We start from the raw sequence: 21,307 nt of genomic DNA, 5'->3' as shown, positions 1-21,307 counted from the left end.
GGAAGGAGCGCATCTTCCCCTCTTTGTTTGCCGCATGTTAAGGGAGGGAGAGTCAGGTGCTGTCGTATGCTGTGAGAAGGGTGTTGATGGTGATCCCGGTGTTGTTTGGCATGTCGCTTGTCGTCTTTTTTATGATCCGAGCCATTCCGGGCAATCCGGCGCAGGTCATTTTAGGCCAAAAAGCGACGAAAGAAGCTGTAGCGGCTTTGACTCATAAGCTTGGGTTGGATCAGCCGTGGTATGTGCAGTATATGAAATATATCGGCGGTTTGCTGCACGGCGATTTAGGGGAGTCGATCCGCACCGGCGCCCCCATCGCTGAAGAAATTTGGCCATATTTGGCGGCCACGATCGAGCTGTCGCTGGTGGCGATGCTGATCGCCGTGGTCATTGGCGTGAACGCCGGCATTATCAGCGCGTGGTTTCAAAATTCATGGTTTGACTATATTGCGATGGTGCTGGCGCTCATTGGAGTATCGATGCCGATCTTTTGGCTTGGCTTAATGGAGCAGTGGCTGTTTTCGATTGAACTTGATTGGCTTCCGACATCAGGGCGGGAAGATGTGCGCAACCCGATTGAACCGATCACTCATCTTTATCTGATCGATACACTTCTGTCCGGGAATACCGATCAGTTTTGGCAAGTTGTGCAACATCTTGTCTTGCCGAGCATGGCGCTGGCGACGATCCCGATGGCGATTATTGCTCGCATGACGCGTTCGAGCATGTTGGAAGTGATGAAATCCGACTACATTCGCACTGCTCGCGCGAAAGGGTTAAGCATGTTTTGGGTCGTGTACAAGCATTCGTTGAAAAACGCCATTATTCCCGTGTTGACGGTCATTGGACTGCAAACAGGACTGCTGCTTGGCGGTGCGATTTTGACGGAAACGATTTTCAGCTGGCCCGGCATCGGACGCTATATTTATGATGCAATCGGGTATCGGGATTATCCGGTGATCCAATCGGGCATTTTGATCATTGCCACCATTTTTATTTTTATTAATTTGATCGTTGATTTACTTTATGCGATCATTGATCCGCGCATTAAGTACAATTAAGGGGGGAGGGCGCCTATGGCTGAACTAGCGCGCACGCCGGCAACACCGCCAGCGGCGATTAGGGAGACGGAATCGGTTTCTTTATGGAAAGAAGCATGGCGGCGGTTTCGAAAAAATAAAATCGCCTTGGTCGGTGCTGGGATCGTTTTGTTTTTTATCCTTGTCGCCATCTTGGCGCCGTGGCTGGCGCCGTATGATTATAAAGACCAACAGTTAGCCGAGCGGTTGCAGCCGCCTTCTAGCGAGCATTGGTTCGGCACCGATGATTTTGGCCGCGACATTTTTTCTCGCGTGATATATGGAGCCCGCATTTCCCTGTGGGTCGGATTTTTTTCCGTGCTCGGCTCGGTCATGGTCGGTTCGCTGCTTGGCATTATCGCCGGCTACTATGGGCGCTGGATTGATGGGGTGATTTCGCGTTTGTTTGACATTATGCTGGCGTTTCCGAGCATTTTATTGGCGATCGGCATCGTCGCGGTGCTTGGGCCGTCTTTGCAAAATGCCCTCATCGCCATCGCTGTAATTAATGTACCGAACTTTGGGCGGCTCATCCGTTCTCGCGTGCTAAGCATTAAGCAAGAAGAATACATTATGGCAGCGAAAGCGATCGGCATGAGCGACTGGCGCATTTTAATCCATCATATTTTGCCCAACAGCCTCGCGCCGATCATCGTTCAAGGGACACTGGCGATCGCCACGGCCATTATCGAAGCGGCCGCCCTTGGCTTCTTAGGCTTGGGGGCGCAGCCGCCCAATCCGGAGTGGGGGAAAATGCTGTCGGACGCTAAAGATTTCTTGACCCAGGCACCGTGGACGATGATTTTTCCTGGGTTGGCCATTATGTTGACCGTACTAGGGTTTAACTTAATGGGCGACGGGCTGCGCGATGCGCTTGACCCGCGGATGAAAAATTGAAGCAGGCGGTCCGCTACAAGCGGCCGTCTGCTGACTTTTCCAGCTCTTTTTCCAGCGTGTCATCGTAATGGTAATGGTGGAAACTATCGATAAGCTTGTCTAAATGTTCGAGGCGATCCCCATAATCCATGATCGCTCCGATTAACGAAAACAACCGATAATCGCCCGGCGGCTGGCCGTCCGCGTAAAAGGCGGAAGCGAGACGCCCGCGATGCTGATGAATTTCCTCGGCCCGTCTGCTGTGAGGGAGCGGCTTTGCCTTATGGATAAATTTCAGCAACAGCTGCTCATGGTAGTCAAGCAAGCAGCCAAGGTGCAGGCAGACGGCTTGACGAAGCTCGGCGGGCAAGCGGCTGAACTCGTTTTCGAGCCGGTGCAGCCATTTTAAGACCGATAAAGCTCGATCGGCTGCGGCAATCATTTGCCGGTACAACACGAGCTTGCGCGATTTTTGGAAACGCTGGCGCCGAAAATAGGTGCGCTCTTCTTTGTACATAAAATATAGATGCTCAAGTTTCGTCATTTTTTCGTGCCGCGTTTCAATTTCTTCTTTTAAATGATGATGATCCGTTGCCTGCTGTTTATGGAGGCGGATCCATTTTAAAATGGCCTCTGTTTCTTCGCTGATTTTTTCATATAACTTTTTTTCGTACTTGGGCGGCAAGAAAATCAAGTTGACGACAAAGGCAGCGAAAATGCCAAGCATCATCGTGAAAAAGCGAATGGCCGCAAATTCGATGAACTGGCGGTCTGTATATTCCATAATGGCAATGACTGTGACAAGCGCTACGGAAATCGTCGATGATTCAAGGCGCATTTTCAGACAAATGGCGATGACGATCATCAGTGTCAAACCGACGACCAACGGATCGCGCCCAAGGACGAAAACCGCCGCGATCGCGAACAAGGCGCCGATCACATTCGCTTGCACTTGCTCGATCAGCGATAAATAGGAGCGGTAAATGGTCGGCTGCATGGCGAACACAGCGGAAATGCCGGCGAACGCCGGCGATGGAAACTGAAAGAGCGCCGCTAAAAACAAGGCGAGCGCTACCGCGATCCCCGTTTTAAAAATGCGGGCACCGAGTTTCATCTATGATCAAAACTCTCCTTTTTGTTTTGGTGAACCATTCAGTACTATACACAGTTTCATCCTATGTGCGCAAGAGAAAAATATAACGCCCCGCCGATGAAGGCGGGGCGTTGGGCTGTTTTTTGCAAAGAAAAAATACAGAGTTTTGCAAGGAAAAGTGCAGAGAATGACAACTTGACATGGAGCCTCTGGGGACGTGATTAAAAAGCCAGCAATCAAGGGCTGGCTATGCCTAAAAAGGCTATCACGCCCCCACTCCATGTCAAGTTGGCCTAAGCCAAATTCTCTGCAGATCTCTGCATTTTTATTTTGCAATAAACACGAAGGAAATTTATGGTGTTCAAAGCTGCCGGAACGCCTTGCCGACCGCGTCGATCGTGTAGGCGATGTCGTCTTCTGTATGGGCGAGGGTGATAAACCATGCTTCGTATTTCGACGGCGCGAGATTGATCCCTTGTTTGAGCATGAGCTTGAAAAATTTCGCAAACAACTCGCCGTCGCTGCGCTGGGCTTGCTTGTAGTTTTCCACTTTTTCGTCAGTGAAGAAGACGGTGAGCGCGCCTTTTAAGCGGTTGACGGTCACCGGAAGGCCGCATTGGCGGGCGTGGGCAACGATGCCTTCTTCCAGCATCGCTCCCAATCGGTCGAGATGCTCATAGACGCCCTCTTGTTTCAACACTTCAAGGCAGGCGATGCCAGCGAGCATCGACGCCGGGTTGCCGGCCATCGTCCCGGCCTGGTACGCTGGTCCGAGCGGAGCGACTTGTTCCATAATGTCTTGACGTCCGCCGTACGCCCCGATCGGCAAGCCCCCGCCGATGATTTTCCCCATCGCCGTCAAGTCGGGCTCCACACCGAGCAAGTTTTGCGCCCCGCCGTACATAAAGCGGAAGGCAGTGATCACTTCGTCGTAAATGACGAGCGCCCCTTCCATGTGGGCAATCTCATTGATCGCTTCTAAAAAGCCCGGCTTAGGCGGGACGATGCCGAAGTTGCCGACGATCGGCTCGACGAGGACAGCTGCGACTTGCTCGCCCCAAACGTTCATCGCTTCGCGGAACGATTCGACATCATTGTATGGCACGGTAATGACTTCTTGGGCGATGCTTTGCGGCACGCCGGCTGAGTCCGGCGTCCCTAACGTCGATGGCCCCGAACCGGCGGCGACGAGCACAAGGTCCGAATGGCCATGGTAGCAGCCTTCGAATTTGACGATTTTGCTTCGTCCGGTGTAGGCGCGGGCGACGCGGATCGTCGTCATCACCGCCTCTGTTCCCGAGTTGACAAACCGCACTTTCTCGAGCGACGGGATCGCCTCTTTTAACATTTTGGCGAATGTAATCTCATGCGGCGTCGGCGTGCCGTACAACACACCGGTCTCGGCCGCCCGCCGAATGGCTTCCGTGATGTGTGGATGAGCGTGCCCGGCGATGATCGGTCCGTAAGCGGCCAAATAGTCGATGTACTTGTTTCCGTCCACATCCCAAAAATACGCCCCTTGCGCTCGCACCATTACGACTGGAGCGCCGCCGCCGACCGCTTTGTATGAGCGGGACGGGCTGTTCACTCCACCGACGATGTGCTGGAGCGCTTCTTCGTATAATTGTTCTGATTTGGTCCATTGCATCGTTCCATCCTCCTGTTTCCGATGACTGCCTCTTTATTTTACCATAGCGCACAAGCCGATCTGGAAAAACAAAAAAGGTGAAAATGGCAAGGATTTATGTATAATGCAACATAGGAGGAGGGCGCATGCCGCCTTTTTCGTTTGACGCCAACGAGAGGTCAGGAGGAGAACGATGAACGCGATTGAAGTAGAACATTTGCGCAAAGAATTTAAAGTGCACATAAGCCGCTCCGGCCTTGTCGGAGCGTTTCGCGATTTATGGACGCGCCGTTATACGCTTGTTCGAGCGGTTGATGACATTTCGTTTACCGTCAAGCAAGGGGAAATCGTCGGCTATATCGGCGAAAACGGCGCCGGCAAATCGACGACGATCAAAATGTTGACCGGCATTTTAACGCCAACGTCTGGGCGCATTGTCGTCAACGGGATGAATCCCCATAAAGAGCGGGAAAAATTCGTGCGCACGATCGGCGTTGTGTTCGGCCAGCGTTCGCAATTGTGGTGGGATATTGCTGTTCAAGAATCGTTTCGCTTGCTGAAAAAAGTGTATCGCGTCTCGGATGAACAGTACCGCCGCCATATGGGCGAGGTGATCGAGATGCTTGAGATCGGGCCGTTGCTTGATAAGCCGGTGCGCAAGCTGTCGCTTGGCCAACGGATGCGCTGCGAGCTCGCCGCCGCGCTCATTCACAACCCGCCGCTGTTGTTTTTGGATGAACCGACGATCGGCCTCGATGTGCTTGTCAAACTCAACATCCGCCAGTTTTTAAAGCAGTTGAATGAACGGTATGGCACGACGATTCTGCTGACGACGCACGACATGTCAGACATTGAAGCGCTTTGCGAGCGGGTCATTATGCTCGATGAAGGGAAAATCATTTACGACGGATCGCTTGAGCGCCTGAAAGAAAGATGGGGCCAAGGGAAACGGGTCGCCTTTACATTTGCAGAAGCGGTATCCGCCGCTTTTTTGCAGCAGTTGACCGAAGGATTGGATGTTGTTTGGAAGAAAGGTGAGCAGCCAAACGTTTGGGTCGCGCACGTTCCGACGGGAGGCGTGCCGGAAGTGGTCAGCCGCGTGGCTGCCCGTTGTGCGCTGCAAGACATTCACATTCATGAAGTGCCGACGGAAGAAATCGTCCGCAACATTTATGAAGAAGGTGCTGTCCGTGGATAAGTACATGGAAATGGTCCGCATCCGCTTTTTAATGATGCTGGCGTACCGAACGAACTATTATACAGGCATTCTTATTTATGCCATTAACATCGCAGCGTATTACTTTCTTTGGTCAGCCATTTATGGCGGCAAATCATCGATGCAAGGGATGTCGCTTGGGCAAATGACGACGTATGTCGCCATTTCGTGGCTGGCGCGGGCGTTTTATTTTAACAATCTTGACCGCGAAATCGCCATGGAAATCCGCGATGGAAAAGTGGCGGTCGAACTGATCCGCCCGTACAGCTATTTAGGGATGAAAGCGGTGCAAGGGCTTGGCGAAGGGTTGTTTCGTCTTTTCTTTTTATCGCTGCCTGGGCTTTTTTTCGTATCGCTTTTTTTGCCGCTTCAGTTTCCGGGACACGCCAAAACGTGGCTGTCTTTCGGCTTGTCGCTTCTATTCAGCTTTATCATTTTTTCGGAGCTGAACTTGCTTGCCGGGGTCGTGACGTTTTTTACGTTCCGAAATGAAGGGCTGCTGCGGGCGAAGCGGTTTATCATCGACTTGTTTTCCGGACTCATTTTGCCGCTTTCCTTTTATCCCGATTGGGCGCAGCGGACGATGATGTATTTCCCGTTTCAAGCCATCAGCTACATCCCAAGCATGATCATGACAGAAAGTTTTAAAGGTGCTGCTGTCCGTGATGGCCTGCTTCTGCAGGCAACGTGGTGCATCGTATTGCTTTTCCCGATTGGATGGTTATGGAGAGCGGCGAAAAAGCGTCTCGTTGTGCAAGGGGGGTAAACGTTGTTTTACGTATCGGTTTTTTTTCAATACATGGCGCAATATATGAAGACAAAGCTGCAATATCGAGCCGATTTGTTCGTGGAGTGGCTGTCTGACTTTATGGCCCAGGCAGTCAATTTGGTGTTTTTACTTGTTGTGTTCGGCCATACGACGCTGCTTCACGGCTGGTCGCGCGATGAAATTTTGTTTATTTACGGCTTTTTTCTTGTCCCGTATGCCGTATTTGGCGCCTTTTTTAACCTTTGGGATTTTAATGAACGATATATTGTGCAGGGCGAAATGGATCGCGTGTTGACGCGCCCGCTAAACAGCCTGTTTCAAATTATTTTGGAGCGGATGGAGCTCGAATCGCTGCTTGGCGCCATCCCTGGGTTGATCGTCATGGCATATGCCGGCGCCCGTTTGTCGCTGACGTTTCACTGGTATGATGCGTTTATCTTTTTGTTGTTTGTCATTGGTGGGGCGCTCATTTATGCGGGGATTTTCATTTCACTGGCAACGATCAGCTTTTTTGCCGACGCCCGCACCTCCATCATGCCGATGATGTACAACATCAGCAGCTATGGACGCTACCCGGTCGATATTTACCATCGCATCATCCGCTATATTTTAACGTGGGTGCTGCCGTTTGCCTTTGTCGGCGTTTACCCAGCTGCCTATTTTCTTGATAAAGAGGAATGGTACAGCTATGCTTTTTTCACCCCAGCAGTCGGCGCTGTCTGTTTCACCGTCTCGGTCATGCTTTGGAACGCTGGGGTGAGGCGATACCGCGGGACGGGGAGCTAGGCGCCCGGCCCGTTTTTGTTCATTTGCCATCAAAATGACAAACAATGGTCAAGCAATAGACACAATCTTTTTTGTATAGTTCCCCTTTCATTTCGTAAAATATATTGTGAATATATTCACAAAAAAGGAAGAAAGGGTGGATCTCGATGAAAAACGGGAGAGGAAATCGGGTGGCGGTCGTCGGCACCGGGTTTGTCGGCGCCAGCTATGCGTTTGCTTTAATGAATCAAGGGATTGCCGATGAAATCGTGCTCATCGATGCGAATGAAAACAAGGCAGCGGGCGATGCGATGGACTTAAACCACGGGAAAGTATTTGCGCCGAAGCCGGCTGACATTTGGCATGGCGATTACCGTGACTGCCGCGACGCCGATTTGGTCGTCATTTGCGCCGGTGCCAACCAAAAACCGGGCGAGACGCGGCTTGATCTTGTCGATAAAAACATCACCATTTTCCGCTCGATCGTTGAGTCGGTCATGGCATCCGGATTTCAAGGACTGTTTCTTGTCGCCACCAACCCGGTTGACATTTTAACGTATGCGACGTGGAAGTTCAGCGGCCTGCCGCACGAGCGGGTGATCGGTTCCGGAACGATTTTGGACACGGCGCGGTTTCGCTTTTTGTTGGGCGACTATTTCGCTGTCGCCCCGACGAACGTGCACGCCTATATTATCGGCGAACACGGCGACACTGAGCTACCGGTCTGGAGCCAGGCTGATATCGGCGGCGTGCCGATCCGCAAGCTGGTTGAGTCCAAAGGGGAAGAAGCGCGAAAAGAGCTCGAACGCATTTTCGTCAACGTGCGCGATGCCGCCTACCAAATTATTGAGAAAAAAGGAGCGACGTACTACGGGATTGCGATGGGGCTTGCCCGCGTGACGCGCGCCATTTTGCATAATGAAAATGCGATTTTGACTGTTTCCGCTTACTTGGACGGCCCATACGGCGAGCGCGATGTCTACATCGGTGTGCCTGCTGTGATCAACCGAAACGGCATCCGCGAAGTGATTGAAATTGAACTTGACGAGGAGGAGAAAAAATGGTTCCGCCGCAGCGCTGCGACGTTAAAAGGTGTATTGGCGCGCTATTTTGCTTAGTAAAGCGCAACGATTGGCTTCGTCCGACGGGACGCTGGCTTGCCAAACAGGTCGGGCGATCCGGTGGAATACAGGAGTGCTGCCGATTCAAGCAGGGGGCGGAGGGTCATGCGGTATAATCACCCGGTTGTCCGCGTATATATGAACGACGGACAAAAATGGGGGGAACGTGATGGATTACGCCTTCCTTGGCGTTGTTGCCGCCGTACTGCTCGGCAGCATCACCTCGCTTTGGACAGTGCGCGTGCAAGCGACGCATCGCCTGTCACTCGATAGCTTATGGGTTCTCGTCCAATGGTATTTAACGATGTTGCTCGGTTTTGCCATGATTTATATGATTTTGCAAGCGAACGGCCATGCCGTGTTTACCCCATCCCCAAATAGCGCATCGAAAGATCGTTTGTCGCTGCTTGAAGACAGCTTGTATTTAAGCGGCATGACGCTTTTGTCGGTCGGATACGGCGATGTGACGCCGATCGGCGTCGGGCGATGGATTGCCATCGCTGAGGCGCTGCTCGGCTACATTATGCCCGCTGTCATCGTGACGCGCACCGTGTTTGACTGGGATCATCGCTGATATGAGTTGCAATTTCCCTCCGTCTTCGCTACGCTAAAAGAAAACGAAGAAGACGGGGGGAACGACATGACGATTGCCATTGGCCAGCCAGCTCTAGATTTCACCTTGCCGGCAAGCAATGGGAAAATGGTTTCGCTGTCTGATTTTCGCGGCCGGTATGTGGTGCTTTACTTTTATCCAAAAGACATGACCCCGGGATGCACAGCCGAAGCGTGCGACTTTCGCGGTCGCCATGCGCAGTTCGCTGAGTTGAACGCCGTCATTTTAGGAGTGAGCACCGACCCGATGAAGCGGCATAAGGCGTTTATCGAAAAGTATGAGTTGCCGTTTTTGCTTCTTTCCGATGAGCAACATGAAGTGGCAGAGATGTATAGGGTATGGAAGAAAAAGAAAAATTTTGGCAAAGAGTATATGGGTATTGAACGTTCGACGTTCATTATCGCCCCCGACGGAACGTTGGTCCAAGAATGGCGCGGGGTGAAAGTGAAGGGGCATGTCGATGAGGTGCTTGCCGAAGTCGCCCGACTAGCGTCATCTAGGTAAGCGTCCAAACAATGTGCATCGTTTTGCGTATGATACATAGTAACCTCCTCAAATGAATGACATAAGAGGCGGAAACAATTTCCGCCTCCTTTTTTTGTTAAAATGATGTCTGAGCCCATATATTAATGGCATCTATATTGACAAATGGCATGTATTCTTTGTAGACTAATTATAAATATTATAAAGTGATAATTTTTTTCACCTTTGAACAGAGAGTGAGGTGCATGACGGTGTCTGACAACGAGCAACTGAAGGAAGCGCTTGACATGCTGAAAAAGACTGGCATACGCATCACGCCGCAGCGTCATGCGATATTGGAGTATTTGATCAGCTCGATGTCCCATCCGACGGCTGATGAAATATACAAAGCGCTGGAAGGGAAATTCCCAAACATGAGTGTAGCTACCGTCTACAATAACTTGCGCGTCTTTAAGGAAATCGGGCTTGTCAAAGAGCTGACGTACGGCGATTCGTCAAGCCGGTTTGACTTCGTCACTTCCAATCATTATCATGTCATCTGTGAAGAGTGCGGCAAAATTGTCGACTTCCACTATCCAGCGCTTGATGAAGTCGAGCAGCTTGCCGCTCACGTCACCGGCTTTAAGGTCGACCATCATCGCATGGAAGTGTACGGAATATGCCCTGACTGTCAAAAAAGCGGGGCGCCGGCGCATTCGCATTAAAAAAGCTGATAGCACAAGGCGGCTATCAGCTTTTTCTTTTTTTGTTGTACTTTTCGTCAAACTCTTTTCCCTCAAGCTCGCGGTCTAGCGTCAACGGTTCGCGGCAAAACATGCATAAATCGACGCGTCCGAGCATTTTTGTCACTTTACCGCACGACGGGCAAACAACTTGGACGGCTCTCGTCGAGAGTGTGCCGATCCAAAAATATACAATGCCACTGGCGACAAGAAACAACATCCCAAACAACATAAACAACGTCATGATGATCGGGGACGTGCGGAAAAACAGCCCGAGATACATGACAATGACGCCGATAAAAATCAAACTCAAAGCGAACGTACGAATTTTGTTGATTTTGCTCGAATATTTGATGCTCATCACAGTCCCTCCTACATAGACCACTATACCATAAAACTGGGTCCCGTCGCGAAGAAGAAATCAACAAAATCAATGTTGCAAAGAAAGGAATTCGTCGTCTTTTGCCGAATAACGAACGACAGTGACAAACGAAAGGCCTCATCGCCGCAAGAATCGCGGCTTCCAAAACAAAATGAGCGTTCTGACAGCAATACGTGTGTAAAATGCAATTCGATCATCGATGAGGGTGGAAGGGAGGAAAAACCGTTGCAGAAAAAATCACCGATTCGACGAAGAAGGTTCCGTCCGTTTGTAGAGGGCCATACGAAAGGAGTTGCGCAACTGATATGTCAGCCGGTTTTCTGCAACGGGGACAAGGGATTATGAAGGAATGGCTGCATCTGATCTGTCAAGAATGGGCAAGCCGTTGCAGTACGCACGGAATTTTAATGATTGAAAAAACGACTTGCCATGCAGCGGCGACGGATACGTTTGATGTTGTGCTGCTCGTCATTGTCGATCCGCAAGGCGAGTCGATGTTTCTCAGACAGTATGCATTAAACGAGGAAAAGGCGGTGCTTTATGCGGTCAGTGAACGGAAGTTAAATGAATGGCTTGTGCTTGGGTCGCATCGAAAGGCGGTCGACTGGGTGTTCAATGGAAAGGTTGTGTTTGACCGCGACGGCTATGTTCAGCAGTTGCGCCAGCGTCTTGAGCAATTTCCGCCCGAGGAACGGCGGTTGAAAATGGGGATCGAGTTTGCCAAACTGATTCGCCGTTATACGGATGGCAAAGCGCTGTTTGCCGCCCAGCATTGGCTTGACTCATACAACCATATGGTGCAAGCCCTTCATCATTTGGCGCGATTGACCGTGATCGAGCACGGACTTTACCCGGAAGTGACCGTATGGAATCAAGTCAAGCGAATGGATGGAAGGATTTATAAACTGTATGAAGAACTCATCGGAAGTGAAGAACCTCTTCCGAAACGGCTTGAGCTTTTGCTTCTCGCGAGTGAATTTTTGATTCACTCTTATGTAGAATCAGGTTCCTCCCATTTATGTGAAGCGTTGAAAGAAAAAAATGGGGCTTGGAGCGTTGAGGAAATGATCGGTCATCCGCGGTTTGCGCCTTACTCGGTTGATCTTGTCATCATGCTTGAGTATCTTGTCGAAAGGAAAGTGTTGGCGGTCATAGAAATGCCGACAAAAGGAAATACAATGTTTGAACGGTATTACGCATTGCAGAGAGAAACATTTTGACAGTTCCTTCCCGCCGACCTCCAAAGGAGGCAAAGAGACGGCGGGAAGATGAAGGTTGTTGAGAACCCATCGTGACAGAGACTGCCACTTTCTCGGATCGCTGAAGGAAGTGTGGCAGTCCGGTCGAAAAAATAAAAAAGCTATTGACTTCCTTATCGAAGGGTGATATATTTTAAATCGCTGTCGCAACGAAAAAACATTGCGAAACAGGATGAATAAAAAGACTATTGACAATAAATAATAAACATGCTATGATATAAGGGTCGCTTTAAGAGGGTAGGGAATTGAGTTCGCTCCTTGAAAACTGAACGAAACGAAGCGCAATAAAAAAGCGGAGGCGATCGTTTCGCCGCGGAGGGCAAATGTTCTTCGCCTGCAGGGGTTTGTAATCGCGAAGGCGAAGGTTATTTGACCCCGAGCGGCGGCGAGCCGAAGCTCGATCATGCAGGAAGCAATCAACTTTCTTTGGAGAGTTTGATCCTGGCTCAGGACGAACGCTGGCGGCGTGCCTAATACATGCAAGTCGAGCGGACCGGATCGGAGCTTGCTCTGGTTAGGTCAGCGGCGGACGGGTGAGTAACACGTGGGCAACCTGCCCGCAAGACCGGGATAACTCCGGGAAACCGGAGCTAATACCGGATAACACCGAAGACCGCATGGTCTTGGGTTGAAAGGCGGCGCAAGCTGCCACTTGCGGATGGGCCCGCGGCGCATTAGCTAGTTGGTGAGGTAACGGCTCACCAAGGCGACGATGCGTAGCCGGCCTGAGAGGGTGACCGGCCACACTGGGACTGAGACACGGCCCAGACTCCTACGGGAGGCAGCAGTAGGGAATCTTCCGCAATGGGCGAAAGCCTGACGGAGCGACGCCGCGTGAGCGAAGAAGGCCTTCGGGTCGTAAAGCTCTGTTGTGAGGGACGAAGGAGCGCCGTTCGAAGAGGGCGGCGCGGTGACGGTACCTCACGAGGAAGCCCCGGCTAACTACGTGCCAGCAGCCGCGGTAATACGTAGGGGGCGAGCGTTGTCCGGAATTATTGGGCGTAAAGCGCGCGCAGGCGGTCCCTTAAGTCTGATGTGAAAGCCCACGGCTCAACCGTGGAGGGTCATTGGAAACTGGGGGACTTGAGTGCAGGAGAGGGGAGCGGAATTCCACGTGTAGCGGTGAAATGCGTAGAGATGTGGAGGAACACCAGTGGCGAAGGCGGCTCTCTGGCCTGCAACTGACGCTGAGGCGCGAAAGCGTGGGGAGCAAACAGGATTAGATACCCTGGTAGTCCACGCCGTAAACGATGAGTGCTAAGTGTTAGAGGGGTCACACCCTTTAGTGCTGCAGCTAACGCGATAAGCACTCCGCCTGGGGAGTACGGCCGCAAGGCTGAAACTCAAAGGAATTGACGGGGGCCCGCACAAGCGGTGGAGCATGTGGTTTAATTCGAAGCAACGCGAAGAACCTTACCAGGTCTTGACATCCCCTGACAACCCAAGAGATTGGGCGTTCCCCCTTCGGGGGGACAGGGTGACAGGTGGTGCATGGTTGTCGTCAGCTCGTGTCGTGAGATGTTGGGTTAAGTCCCGCAACGAGCGCAACCCTCGCCTCTAGTTGCCAGCATTCGGTTGGGCACTCTAGAGGGACTGCCGGCGACAAGTCGGAGGAAGGTGGGGATGACGTCAAATCATCATGCCCCTTATGACCTGGGCTACACACGTGCTACAATGGGCGGTACAAAGGGCTGCGAACCCGCGAGGGGGAGCGAATCCCAAAAAGCCGCTCTCAGTTCGGATTGCAGGCTGCAACTCGCCTGCATGAAGCCGGAATCGCTAGTAATCGCGGATCAGCATGCCGCGGTGAATACGTTCCCGGGCCTTGTACACACCGCCCGTCACACCACGAGAGCTTGCAACACCCGAAGTCGGTGAGGCAACCCGTTTCGGGAGCCAGCCGCCGAAGGTGGGGCAAGTGATTGGGGTGAAGTCGTAACAAGGTAGCCGTACCGGAAGGTGCGGCTGGATCACCTCCTTTCTAAGGACGAAAAGCGGAAGCGCCGCGATCGGCTCTCGAAGCCAAATGTTCTTCGCCGAGAGGGGTGCTTGCACCCCGAGGGGGAAGGTTATTTGGCAGAAGAGAGCCAGGCGCTGGAGCTAGACACGGGTCGTTATTCAACGCACAACGCGCTTTCGTTTCGTTCAGTTTTGAGGGAACGAGTCATGTTCTCTCAAATGTTTGGCGTCTGCGTCTACAAGCGGATTCGGAGAAGCCGAATTCCTCGACGCAAGACTGCAAAGAAGCTGTTTCAACGTAGTTGCTTTGCGCCTGTGCCTGCGTCTGCGAGCAGGTTCAAAGAAGTGGGGTTCCTCGGCACAAGACTGCAGAGAAGCAAATTCAAGAAGCAGTCTCGTTTGCGTCTGCGTCTACAAGTGGATTCGGAGAAGCCGAATTCCTCGACGCAAACCAGCGAAGAAGCGAATTCAAAGGAGCTACTTCGTTCCTTGAAAACTAGATAACCGGAAAAGCGGAGGCGAGCGTTTCGCCGCGACGGGCAAATGTTCTTCGTCTACAGGGATTTCTAATCCCGAAGGCGAAGGTTATTTGACCCCGAGCGGCGGCGAGCCGAAGCTAGACAGGAAGAAGCCGAGACGCTTTAGGTTAAGCTGGAAAGGGCGCACGGTGGATGCCTTGGCACTAGGAGCCGATGAAGGACGGGGCAAACGCCGAAACGCTTCGGGGAGCTGTAAGCAAGCGTAGATCCGGAGATGTCCGAATGGGGGAACCCACTGTCCGTAATGGGGCAGTATCCATGCCTGAATCCATAGGGCATGGAGGGCACACCCGGGGAACTGAAACATCTTAGTACCCGGAGGAGAAGAAAGCAAATGCGATTCCCTGAGTAGCGGCGAGCGAAACGGGAACAGCCCAAACCAAGAGGCATGTCCTCTTGGGGTTGTAGGACCGCTCACGATGGGAGTGAGAAAGGAACGGGGTAGACGAACCGGTCTGGAACGGCCGGCCGGAGAAGGTGAGAGCCCTGTAGTCGAAACTTCGTTCCCTCCCGAGCGGATCCTGAGTACGGCGGGACACGGGGAATCCCGTCGGAAGCAGGGAGGACCATCTCCCAAGGCTAAATACTCCCTAGTGACCGATAGTGCACCAGTACCGTGAGGGAAAGGTGAAAAGCACCCCGGGAGGGGAGTGAAAGAGAACCTGAAACCGTGTGCCTACAAGTAGTCAGAGCCCGTTGATGGGTGATGGCGTGCCTTTTGTAGAATGAACCGGCGAGTGACGATGGCGTGCGAGGTTAAGCCGAAGAGGCGGAGCCGCAGCGAAAGCGAGTCTGAAGAGGGCGTCAAGTACGTCGTCGTCGACCCGAAACCAGGTGATCTACCCATGTCCAGGGTGAAGGCCGGGTAACACCGGCTGGAGGCCCGAACCCACGCACGTTGAAAAGTGCGGGGATGAGGTGTGGGTAGGGGTGAAATGCCAATCGAACTTGGAGATAGCTGGTTCTCCCCGAAATAGCTTTAGGGCTAGCCTCGGGTTTAAGAGTCTTGGAGGTAGAGCACTGATTGGGCTAGGGGCCCCAACCGGGTTACCGAACCCAGTCAAACTCCGAATGCCAACGACTTATGCCCGGGAGTCAGACTGCGAGTGATAAGATCCGTGGTCGAGAGGGGAACAGCCCAGACCGCCAGCTAAGGCCCCGAAGTGCACGTTCAGTGGAAAAGGATGTGGAGTTGCCAAGACAACCAGGATGTTGGCTTAGAAGCAGCCACCATTGAAAGAGTGCGTAATAGCTCACTGGTCGAGTGGCTCTGCGCCGAAAATGTACCGGGGCTAAACGTGCCGCCGAAGCTGCGGGATGACCGTTGGTCATCGGTAGGGGAGCGTTCTAAGGGCAGAGAAGCCAGACCGGAAGGACTGGTGGAGCGCTTAGAAGTGAGAATGCCGGTATGAGTAGCGAAAACAGAGGTGAGAATCCTCTGCGCCGAAAGCCTAAGGGTTCCTGAGGAAGGTTCGTCCGCTCAGGGTTAGTCGGGACCTAAGCCGAGGCCGAAAGGCGTAGGTGATGGACAACAGGTGGAGATTCCTGTACCACCTTCTTCCCGTTTGAGCGATGGGGGGACGCAGGAGGATAGGGCGAGCAGGCGGCTGGAAGAGCCTGTCCAAGCCGTGAGGCTGATCCGCAGGCAAATCCGCGGATCGCAAGGCCAAGCGGTGACGGCGACGGAGCATTCCGGAAGTCCCCGATTTCACACTGCCAAGAAAAGCCTCTAGCGAGGGAAGAGGTGCCCGTACCGCAAACCGACACAGGTAGGCGAGGAGAGAATCCTAAGGCGCGCGGGAGAACTCTCGTTAAGGAACTCGGCAAAATGACCCCGTAACTTCGGGAGAAGGGGTGCTCTTTCGGGTGAAGAGCCTGGAAGAGCCGCAGTGAAAAGGCCCAAGCGACTGTTTATCAAAAACACAGGTCTCTGCGAAGCCGAAAGGCGACGTATAGGGGCTGACACCTGCCCGGTGCTGGAAGGTTAAGGGGAGCGCTTAGCGGAAGCGAAGGTGCGAACCGAAGCCCCAGTAAACGGCGGCCGTAACTATAACGGTCCTAAGGTAGCGAAATTCCTTGTCGGGTAAGTTCCGACCCGCACGAAAGGTGTAACGACTTGGGCGCTGTCTCAACGAGAGACCCGGTGAAATTATACTACCTGTGAAGATGCAGGTTACCCGCGACAGGACGGAAAGACCCCGTGGAGCTTTACTGCAGCCTGATATGGAATTTTGGTATCGCTTGTACAGGATAGGTGGGAGCCTGGGAAGCCGGAGCGCCAGCTTCGGTGGAGGCGGCGGTGGGATACCACCCTGGCGGTATTGAAATTCTAACCCGCACCCCTTAGCGGGGTGGGAGACAGTGTCAGGCGGGCAGTTTGACTGGGGCGGTCGCCTCCCAAAAGGTAACGGAGGCGCCCAAAGGTTCCCTCAGAATGGTTGGAAATCATTCGGAGAGTGCAAAGGCACAAGGGAGCTTGACTGCGAGACGGACAGGTCGAGCAGGGACGAAAGTCGGGCTTAGTGATCCGGTGGTTCCGCATGGAAGGGCCATCGCTCAACGGATAAAAGCTACCCCGGGGATAACAGGCTGATCTCCCCCAAGAGTCCACATCGACGGGGAGGTTTGGCACCTCGATGTCGGCTCATCGCATCCTGGGGCTGTAGTCGGTCCCAAGGGTTGGGCTGTTCGCCCATTAAAGCGGTACGCGAGCTGGGTTCAGAACGTCGTGAGACAGTTCGGTCCCTATCCGTCGCGGGCGGAGGAAATTTGAGAGGAGCTGTCCTTAGTACGAGAGGACCGGGATGGACGCACCGCTGGTGTACCAGTTGTCCCGCCAGGGGCACCGCTGGGTAGCTATGTGCGGACGGGATAAGCGCTGAAAGCATCTAAGCGTGAAGCCCCCCTCAAGATGAGATTTCCCACCGCGTGAAGCGGGTAAGATCCCTCGAAGATGACGAGGTGGATAGGTCCGAGGTGGAAGCGTGGCGACACGTGGAGCTGACGGATACTAATCGATCGAGGGCTTGACCTATGAGCGGCTTCTTCCGACGGTTGTCTAGTTTTGAAGGAATGAACATCCTGTTGACAAATCCAACAGGATGGATATAATAAGGATTGTCCATAAGTTGATGATCATTGCCTAGTGGCTATGGCGGAGGGGAAACACCCGTTCCCATCCCGAACACGGAAGTTAAGCCCTCCAGCGCCGATGGTAGTTGGGGCCAGCGCCCCTGCAAGAGTAGGTCGCTGCTAGGCAACCCTGTGGAGGATTAGCTCAGCTGGGAGAGCACTTGCCTTACAAGCAAGGGGTCGGCGGTTCGATCCCGTCATCCTCCACCATTTTAATGAGTTTATCGCCTCGGGGTGGAGCAACGAGCCTTCGCTTCATCGAAACCGCTTCGAGTTGCCCCGACGCATCTCGCTTCCTCGAGTCAGCTAGTAGAGGAAGGGGCAACGAAAAATTCACTCAGAGTATGATCAAAACTGAATCATTTCTTATCGCCGCGGGGTGGAGCAGTCCGGTAGCTCGTCGGGCTCATAACCCGAAGGTCGCAGGTTCAAATCCTGCCCCCGCAACCAAAAATGGTCCCGTAGTGTAGTGGTTAACATGCCTGCCTGTCACGCAGGAGATCGCGGGTTCGAGTCCCGTCGGGACCGCCACCATTTTGAAATATAAGGCTCGGTAGCTCAGTCGGTAGAGCAAAGGACTGAAAATCCTTGTGTCGGCGGTTCGATTCCGTCCCGAGCCACCATTTTGATAGTTAAAACCATGCCGGCTTAGCTCAATTGGTAGAGACGAGCATCGGCATCCTCGAATTCGCTTCGAGTTGCCTCGACGCACTCAGCATCCTCGAATCAGCTTGTAGAGGAAGAGGCACAACAAAGCGGAAAACATGAGCCACTAGCTAAATTTTAAATATGCCGGCTTAGCTCAATTGGTAGAGCAACTGACTTGTAATCAGTAGGTTGCGGGTTCAAGTCCTGCAGCCGGCATCTTTATTTTCAAATAAATCGTGAGCCATTAGCTCAGCAACGAGCGATGCATCGTCGAATATGCTTCGAGTTGTCCCGACGCATACGACTTCCTTGAATGGGCTGGTCGAGGAAGGGACATCGTAGGTTGTGAGTGTATACTTAAACTATGAGCCATTAGCTCAGTAGGTAGAGCATCTGACTTTTAATCAGAGGGTCGGAGGTTCGAGTCCTCCATGGCTCATCGTCTTGCGGAAGTAGTTCAGCGGTAGAACACCACCTTGCCAAGGTGGGGGTCGCGGGTTCGAGCCCCGTCTTCCGCTCCACTTCCGCCGGGGTGGCGGAATTGGCAGACGCACAGGACTTAAAATCCTGGGGTAGGTAACTACCGTGCCGGTTCGAGTCCGGCCCTCGGCACTTGTGCGCTCGTAGCTCAATTGGATAGAGCATCTGACTACGGATCAGAAGGTTAGGGGTTCGAATCCTCTCGAGCGCGTTTTATCGGGAAGTAGCTCAGCTTGGTAGAGCACACGGTTCGGGTCCGTGAGGTCGCAGGTTCAAATCCTGTCTTCCCGATTTATCATGGGGCCTTAGCTCAGCTGGGAGAGCGCCTGCTTTGCAAGCAGGAGGTCATCGGTTCGATCCCGATAGGCTCCACCTTTTGACTTGAATTTGGCGGTGTAGCTCAGCTGGCTAGAGCGTACGGTTCATACCCGTGAGGTCGGGGGTTCGATCCCCTCCACCGCCACTATTATCGGACCTTTAGCTCAGCTGGTTAGAGCAGACGGCTCATAACCGTCCGGTCGTAGGTTCGAGTCCTACAAGGTCCACCATTATTATTGTTGCTTTTTTGGAGGAGTACCCAAGTGGTTGAAGGGGTCGGTCTTGAAAACCGAGAGGCGCCGCAAGGCGCGCGGGGGTTCGAATCCCTCCTCCTCCGCCATGCACTTTAAAATCATGCCGGCTTAGCTCAATTGGTAGAGACGAGCATTCGCATCGTCGAATTTGTTGCGAGTTGCCTCGACGCACAAGGCTTCCTTGAATGAGCTTGAAGAGGAAGAGGCATAACCAAGAAGACAACATGAGTCACTAACTAATTTTAAATATGCCGGCTTAGCTCAATTGGTAGAGCAACTGACTTGTAATCAGTAGGTTGCGGGTTCAAGTCCTGCAGCCGGCACCAGAACGAGGCGACTATGGCGAAGTGGTTAACGCACCAGATTGTGGCTCTGGCATGCGTGGGTTCGATTCCCACTAGTCGCCCTTTTCTTCTTTAATATATTTGTGGGTGTAGTTTAGTGGTAAAACCGCAGCCACAAGCCTTCGCATCATCGAACCTGCTGCGAGTTGCCCCGACGCATTTGGCTTCCTTGAACATGCTTGCAGAGGAAGGGGCACAGGGGAAGCGTGGGAGATATCAATCCAAATTATATGCGGGTGTAGTTTAGTGGTAAAACCTCAGCCTTCCAAGCTGATGTCGTGGGTTCGATTCCCATCACCCGCTTTTGATGGGCCTATAGCTCAGCTGGTCAGAGCGCACGCCTGATAAGCGTGAGGTCGGTGGTTCAAGTCCACTTAGGCCCACCATGTTTCATTGCATATTGTCTGATGATTCGCTATAATAACTAATGAAATTCGTCATTATCATTCCGCAATAGCTCAGCGGTAGAGCAACCGGCTGTTAACCGGTAGGTCGTAGGTTCGAATCCTACTTGCGGAGCCATGTTACGGAGAAGTACCCAAGTGGCTGAAGGGGACGGTTTGCTAAACCGTTAGGTCGCAGTTTTGCGGCGCGCGGGTTCAAATCCCGCCTTCTCCGCCATAATGGCCCGTTGGTCAAGTGGTTAAGACACCGCCCTTTCACGGCGGTAACACGGGTTCGAATCCCGTACGGGTCACTGGTTGCTGGCACCAGAGTTTCTGGTGCCCTTTTGTACAATTTCTTTTGTCGATTTTTGCGTTTTTTCTTGCAATGCGTGTAGAAATTTGTTATAATCTTCCTCGTTAGTTTCAAAATTACGTTATGATTGTTGGGGACAACGCAGTGTTTCGTTTCGTTAAAGAACGAGGCATTGCGTTTTTTGTTTATGTTGGGAGAGATCCCCCGCCTCGATCGGCCCAAGCGGGGGAGAAGATCAAACGAGCAATTGGGCGTCGGCTTCGCCGCCATGAATTTGCACAAACATCGTTTGGATGGCTTGAAGCTGGTGCTTGGCGGTTTCTTCTGGCGTTGATGGGAGAAAGTAAACGATTTGCAAGGCGTTTTTCGTTTCTCTCGTCACGGCGGTCCGCTCCGAATCGACGATCGGACTGCCAAACGGCCCTCGTTCATCTTTGCTGACAAGTTTGTTGGCAAAGTTGACTGTGCGGCCGTTTAACGCGATGTATTCATCTTGTTCCGTGCCGATGGTGAGAGTGACTGTTCCATCAATGCGGTCGAAATCATAGATGCCGAGCGGGATTTTGTAGTACAGTGAAAAAAAGTTGTTGATGTCCGCTGCCGAATGGATGGATGGGATGAAATGTTTTTTCTGAATGCGTCGGTACAGACTCTCGCTTGACGGTCGATAGCGGCTTGGGTCTGTGCCGAGTTGTTTGAAAGCACGACGCCATTCGGCCAGCTCGGGAATGTCGGCGATCAGCTTTTCCTGCAACTCGATATAAAGAGATTCTTGAAACAATTCCAATCGACCTCTCAACATTTGCGGTGAGTCGCCGATCTCGATATGATGATAGAGAATGACGCCGAATTTGCCGGAAGGAAGGCGCTGCTTTAGCTGTTCCGATATCACGCATTTCATCTTGATCACCTCGGGTTTCATTTTACCA

General features: G+C 52.6%; 14 protein-coding genes, 21 tRNA genes and 3 rRNA genes. 34 read left to right on the top strand and 4 right to left on the bottom strand.

Translation table 11 applies throughout. The features are described 5' to 3' along the window. The first annotated feature begins 56 nt into the window (after positions 1-56). Together LG52_RS13380 and nikC are read left to right on the top strand one after the other, a co-directional pair. Positions 57-1,061: an ABC transporter permease gene (locus tag LG52_RS13380; protein ID WP_044732298.1), complete on the top strand. Its 1,005-nt coding sequence runs from the start codon at positions 57-59 to the stop codon at positions 1,059-1,061. 15 nt (positions 1,062-1,076) lie between these two features. Further along, positions 1,077-1,976, top strand: a complete 900-nt coding sequence (nikC, locus tag LG52_RS13375; RefSeq protein ID WP_011229973.1) for a nickel transporter permease — start codon at positions 1,077-1,079, stop codon at positions 1,974-1,976. Between the two features lie 13 nt (positions 1,977-1,989). Here nikC and LG52_RS13370 read toward each other — a convergent pair whose 3' ends face one another. After that, positions 1,990-3,069 carry an FUSC family protein gene (locus tag LG52_RS13370; protein ID WP_044732297.1) on the bottom strand — a complete coding sequence of 360 codons (1,080 nt, stop codon included), beginning with the start codon at positions 3,067-3,069 and terminating at the stop codon, positions 1,990-1,992. A gap of 340 nt (positions 3,070-3,409) precedes the next feature. Beyond that, on the bottom strand, positions 3,410-4,696 hold the full coding sequence (locus LG52_RS13365; protein ID WP_044732296.1) for a glutamate-1-semialdehyde 2,1-aminomutase: 1,287 nt from the start codon (positions 4,694-4,696) through the stop codon (positions 3,410-3,412). A 172-nt stretch (positions 4,697-4,868) separates the two neighbouring features. Here LG52_RS13365 and LG52_RS13360 point away from each other — a divergent pair, with 172 nt between their 5' ends. From LG52_RS13360 to perR, 7 genes are all read left to right on the top strand, one after another. Next, positions 4,869-5,873 (top strand): ABC transporter ATP-binding protein, encoded by a 1,005-nt coding sequence (locus LG52_RS13360; RefSeq protein ID WP_044732295.1) that lies wholly within the window; start codon positions 4,869-4,871, stop codon positions 5,871-5,873. Beyond that, positions 5,866-6,657 carry an ABC transporter permease gene (locus LG52_RS13355; RefSeq protein WP_044732294.1) on the top strand — a complete coding sequence of 264 codons (792 nt, stop codon included), beginning with the start codon at positions 5,866-5,868 and terminating at the stop codon, positions 6,655-6,657. Before LG52_RS13360 ends, LG52_RS13355 begins: the two co-directional genes overlap by 8 nt. Positions 6,658-6,660: 3 nt before the next feature. After that, on the top strand, positions 6,661-7,446 hold the full coding sequence (locus tag LG52_RS13350; RefSeq protein ID WP_044732293.1) for an ABC transporter permease: 786 nt from the start codon (positions 6,661-6,663) through the stop codon (positions 7,444-7,446). A 146-nt stretch (positions 7,447-7,592) separates the two neighbouring features. Then, positions 7,593-8,543, top strand: a complete 951-nt coding sequence (locus LG52_RS13345; protein ID WP_044732292.1) for an L-lactate dehydrogenase — start codon at positions 7,593-7,595, stop codon at positions 8,541-8,543. A gap of 172 nt (positions 8,544-8,715) precedes the next feature. Next, positions 8,716-9,120, top strand: coding sequence for a potassium channel family protein (locus LG52_RS13340; protein WP_044732291.1), 405 nt, complete (start codon positions 8,716-8,718; stop codon positions 9,118-9,120). A gap of 66 nt (positions 9,121-9,186) precedes the next feature. After that, entirely contained in the window at positions 9,187-9,663 is a 477-nt protein-coding gene (bcp, locus tag LG52_RS13335) for a thioredoxin-dependent thiol peroxidase (RefSeq protein WP_044732290.1), read from the top strand. A 224-nt stretch (positions 9,664-9,887) separates the two neighbouring features. Beyond that, the gene (gene perR / locus LG52_RS13330; RefSeq protein ID WP_025949133.1) at positions 9,888-10,346 is read left to right on the top strand and encodes a peroxide-responsive transcriptional repressor PerR; all 459 of its coding nucleotides are present in this window, start codon (positions 9,888-9,890) and stop codon (positions 10,344-10,346) included. 25 nt (positions 10,347-10,371) lie between these two features. Here perR and LG52_RS13325 read toward each other — a convergent pair whose 3' ends face one another. Further along, positions 10,372-10,725, bottom strand: a complete 354-nt coding sequence (locus LG52_RS13325) for a YgzB family protein (RefSeq protein ID WP_044732289.1) — start codon at positions 10,723-10,725, stop codon at positions 10,372-10,374. 362 nt (positions 10,726-11,087) lie between these two features. Between LG52_RS13325 and LG52_RS13320 the strand changes: the two genes are divergently transcribed. The 25 genes from LG52_RS13320 (at position 11,088) to LG52_RS13195 (ending at position 20,376) form a co-directional block, all read left to right on the top strand. After that, on the top strand, positions 11,088-11,966 hold the full coding sequence (locus LG52_RS13320; RefSeq protein WP_044733268.1) for a nucleotidyltransferase-like protein: 879 nt from the start codon (positions 11,088-11,090) through the stop codon (positions 11,964-11,966). Positions 11,967-12,428: 462 nt separating this feature from the next. Further along, positions 12,429-13,986 (top strand): 16S ribosomal RNA (locus tag LG52_RS13315). A gap of 622 nt (positions 13,987-14,608) precedes the next feature. Next, positions 14,609-17,537 (top strand): 23S ribosomal RNA (locus LG52_RS13305). A gap of 107 nt (positions 17,538-17,644) precedes the next feature. Further along, a 5S ribosomal RNA gene (rrf, locus tag LG52_RS13300) occupies positions 17,645-17,761 on the top strand. Together the 16S, 23S and 5S rRNA genes with 21 tRNA genes alongside form the textbook arrangement of a ribosomal RNA operon. A gap of 8 nt (positions 17,762-17,769) precedes the next feature. Next, positions 17,770-17,845, top strand: a tRNA-Val gene (locus LG52_RS13295). A gap of 163 nt (positions 17,846-18,008) precedes the next feature. Beyond that, positions 18,009-18,085: transfer RNA gene (locus LG52_RS13290), tRNA-Met, on the top strand. A 5-nt stretch (positions 18,086-18,090) separates the two neighbouring features. Beyond that, positions 18,091-18,166: transfer RNA gene (locus LG52_RS13285), tRNA-Asp, on the top strand. Between the two features lie 16 nt (positions 18,167-18,182). Then, a tRNA-Phe gene (locus tag LG52_RS13280) sits at positions 18,183-18,258 on the top strand. 168 nt (positions 18,259-18,426) lie between these two features. Further along, a tRNA-Thr gene (locus LG52_RS13275) sits at positions 18,427-18,499 on the top strand. Positions 18,500-18,649: 150 nt separating this feature from the next. Then, a tRNA-Lys gene (locus LG52_RS13270) sits at positions 18,650-18,722 on the top strand. 7 nt (positions 18,723-18,729) lie between these two features. After that, positions 18,730-18,804: transfer RNA gene (locus LG52_RS13265), tRNA-Gly, on the top strand. A 5-nt stretch (positions 18,805-18,809) separates the two neighbouring features. Then, positions 18,810-18,895, top strand: a tRNA-Leu gene (locus tag LG52_RS13260). A 5-nt stretch (positions 18,896-18,900) separates the two neighbouring features. Beyond that, positions 18,901-18,974: transfer RNA gene (locus LG52_RS13255), tRNA-Arg, on the top strand. A 6-nt stretch (positions 18,975-18,980) separates the two neighbouring features. Beyond that, a tRNA-Pro gene (locus tag LG52_RS13250) sits at positions 18,981-19,054 on the top strand. 8 nt (positions 19,055-19,062) lie between these two features. Further along, positions 19,063-19,135: transfer RNA gene (locus LG52_RS13245), tRNA-Ala, on the top strand. A 17-nt stretch (positions 19,136-19,152) separates the two neighbouring features. Beyond that, positions 19,153-19,226: transfer RNA gene (locus LG52_RS13240), tRNA-Met, on the top strand. Positions 19,227-19,234: 8 nt separating this feature from the next. Next, positions 19,235-19,311, top strand: a tRNA-Ile gene (locus LG52_RS13235). A 19-nt stretch (positions 19,312-19,330) separates the two neighbouring features. Beyond that, a tRNA-Ser gene (locus tag LG52_RS13230) sits at positions 19,331-19,421 on the top strand. 164 nt (positions 19,422-19,585) lie between these two features. Then, positions 19,586-19,661 (top strand) — tRNA-Thr (locus LG52_RS13225). 7 nt (positions 19,662-19,668) lie between these two features. Next, positions 19,669-19,741, top strand: a tRNA-His gene (locus LG52_RS13220). 170 nt (positions 19,742-19,911) lie between these two features. Beyond that, positions 19,912-19,982, top strand: a tRNA-Gly gene (locus tag LG52_RS13215). Positions 19,983-19,988: 6 nt separating this feature from the next. Then, a tRNA-Ile gene (locus LG52_RS13210) sits at positions 19,989-20,065 on the top strand. A gap of 61 nt (positions 20,066-20,126) precedes the next feature. Then, a tRNA-Asn gene (locus LG52_RS13205) sits at positions 20,127-20,201 on the top strand. A 6-nt stretch (positions 20,202-20,207) separates the two neighbouring features. Then, positions 20,208-20,300 (top strand) — tRNA-Ser (locus tag LG52_RS13200). Positions 20,301-20,304: 4 nt separating this feature from the next. Then, positions 20,305-20,376, top strand: a tRNA-Glu gene (locus LG52_RS13195). A 237-nt stretch (positions 20,377-20,613) separates the two neighbouring features. Here LG52_RS13195 and LG52_RS13190 read toward each other — a convergent pair. Next, positions 20,614-21,279: a B3/4 domain-containing protein gene (locus LG52_RS13190; protein WP_044732287.1), complete on the bottom strand. Its 666-nt coding sequence runs from the start codon at positions 21,277-21,279 to the stop codon at positions 20,614-20,616. Positions 21,280-21,307: the final 28 nt, after the last annotated feature.

This window comes from Geobacillus kaustophilus, assembly GCF_000948285.1.
GTDB classification, from domain to species: Bacteria; Bacillota; Bacilli; order Bacillales; family Anoxybacillaceae; genus Geobacillus; species Geobacillus thermoleovorans_A.
Note: the sequence above shows the minus strand (reverse complement) of the source record. Positions and strands in the feature narration are given on the sequence as shown.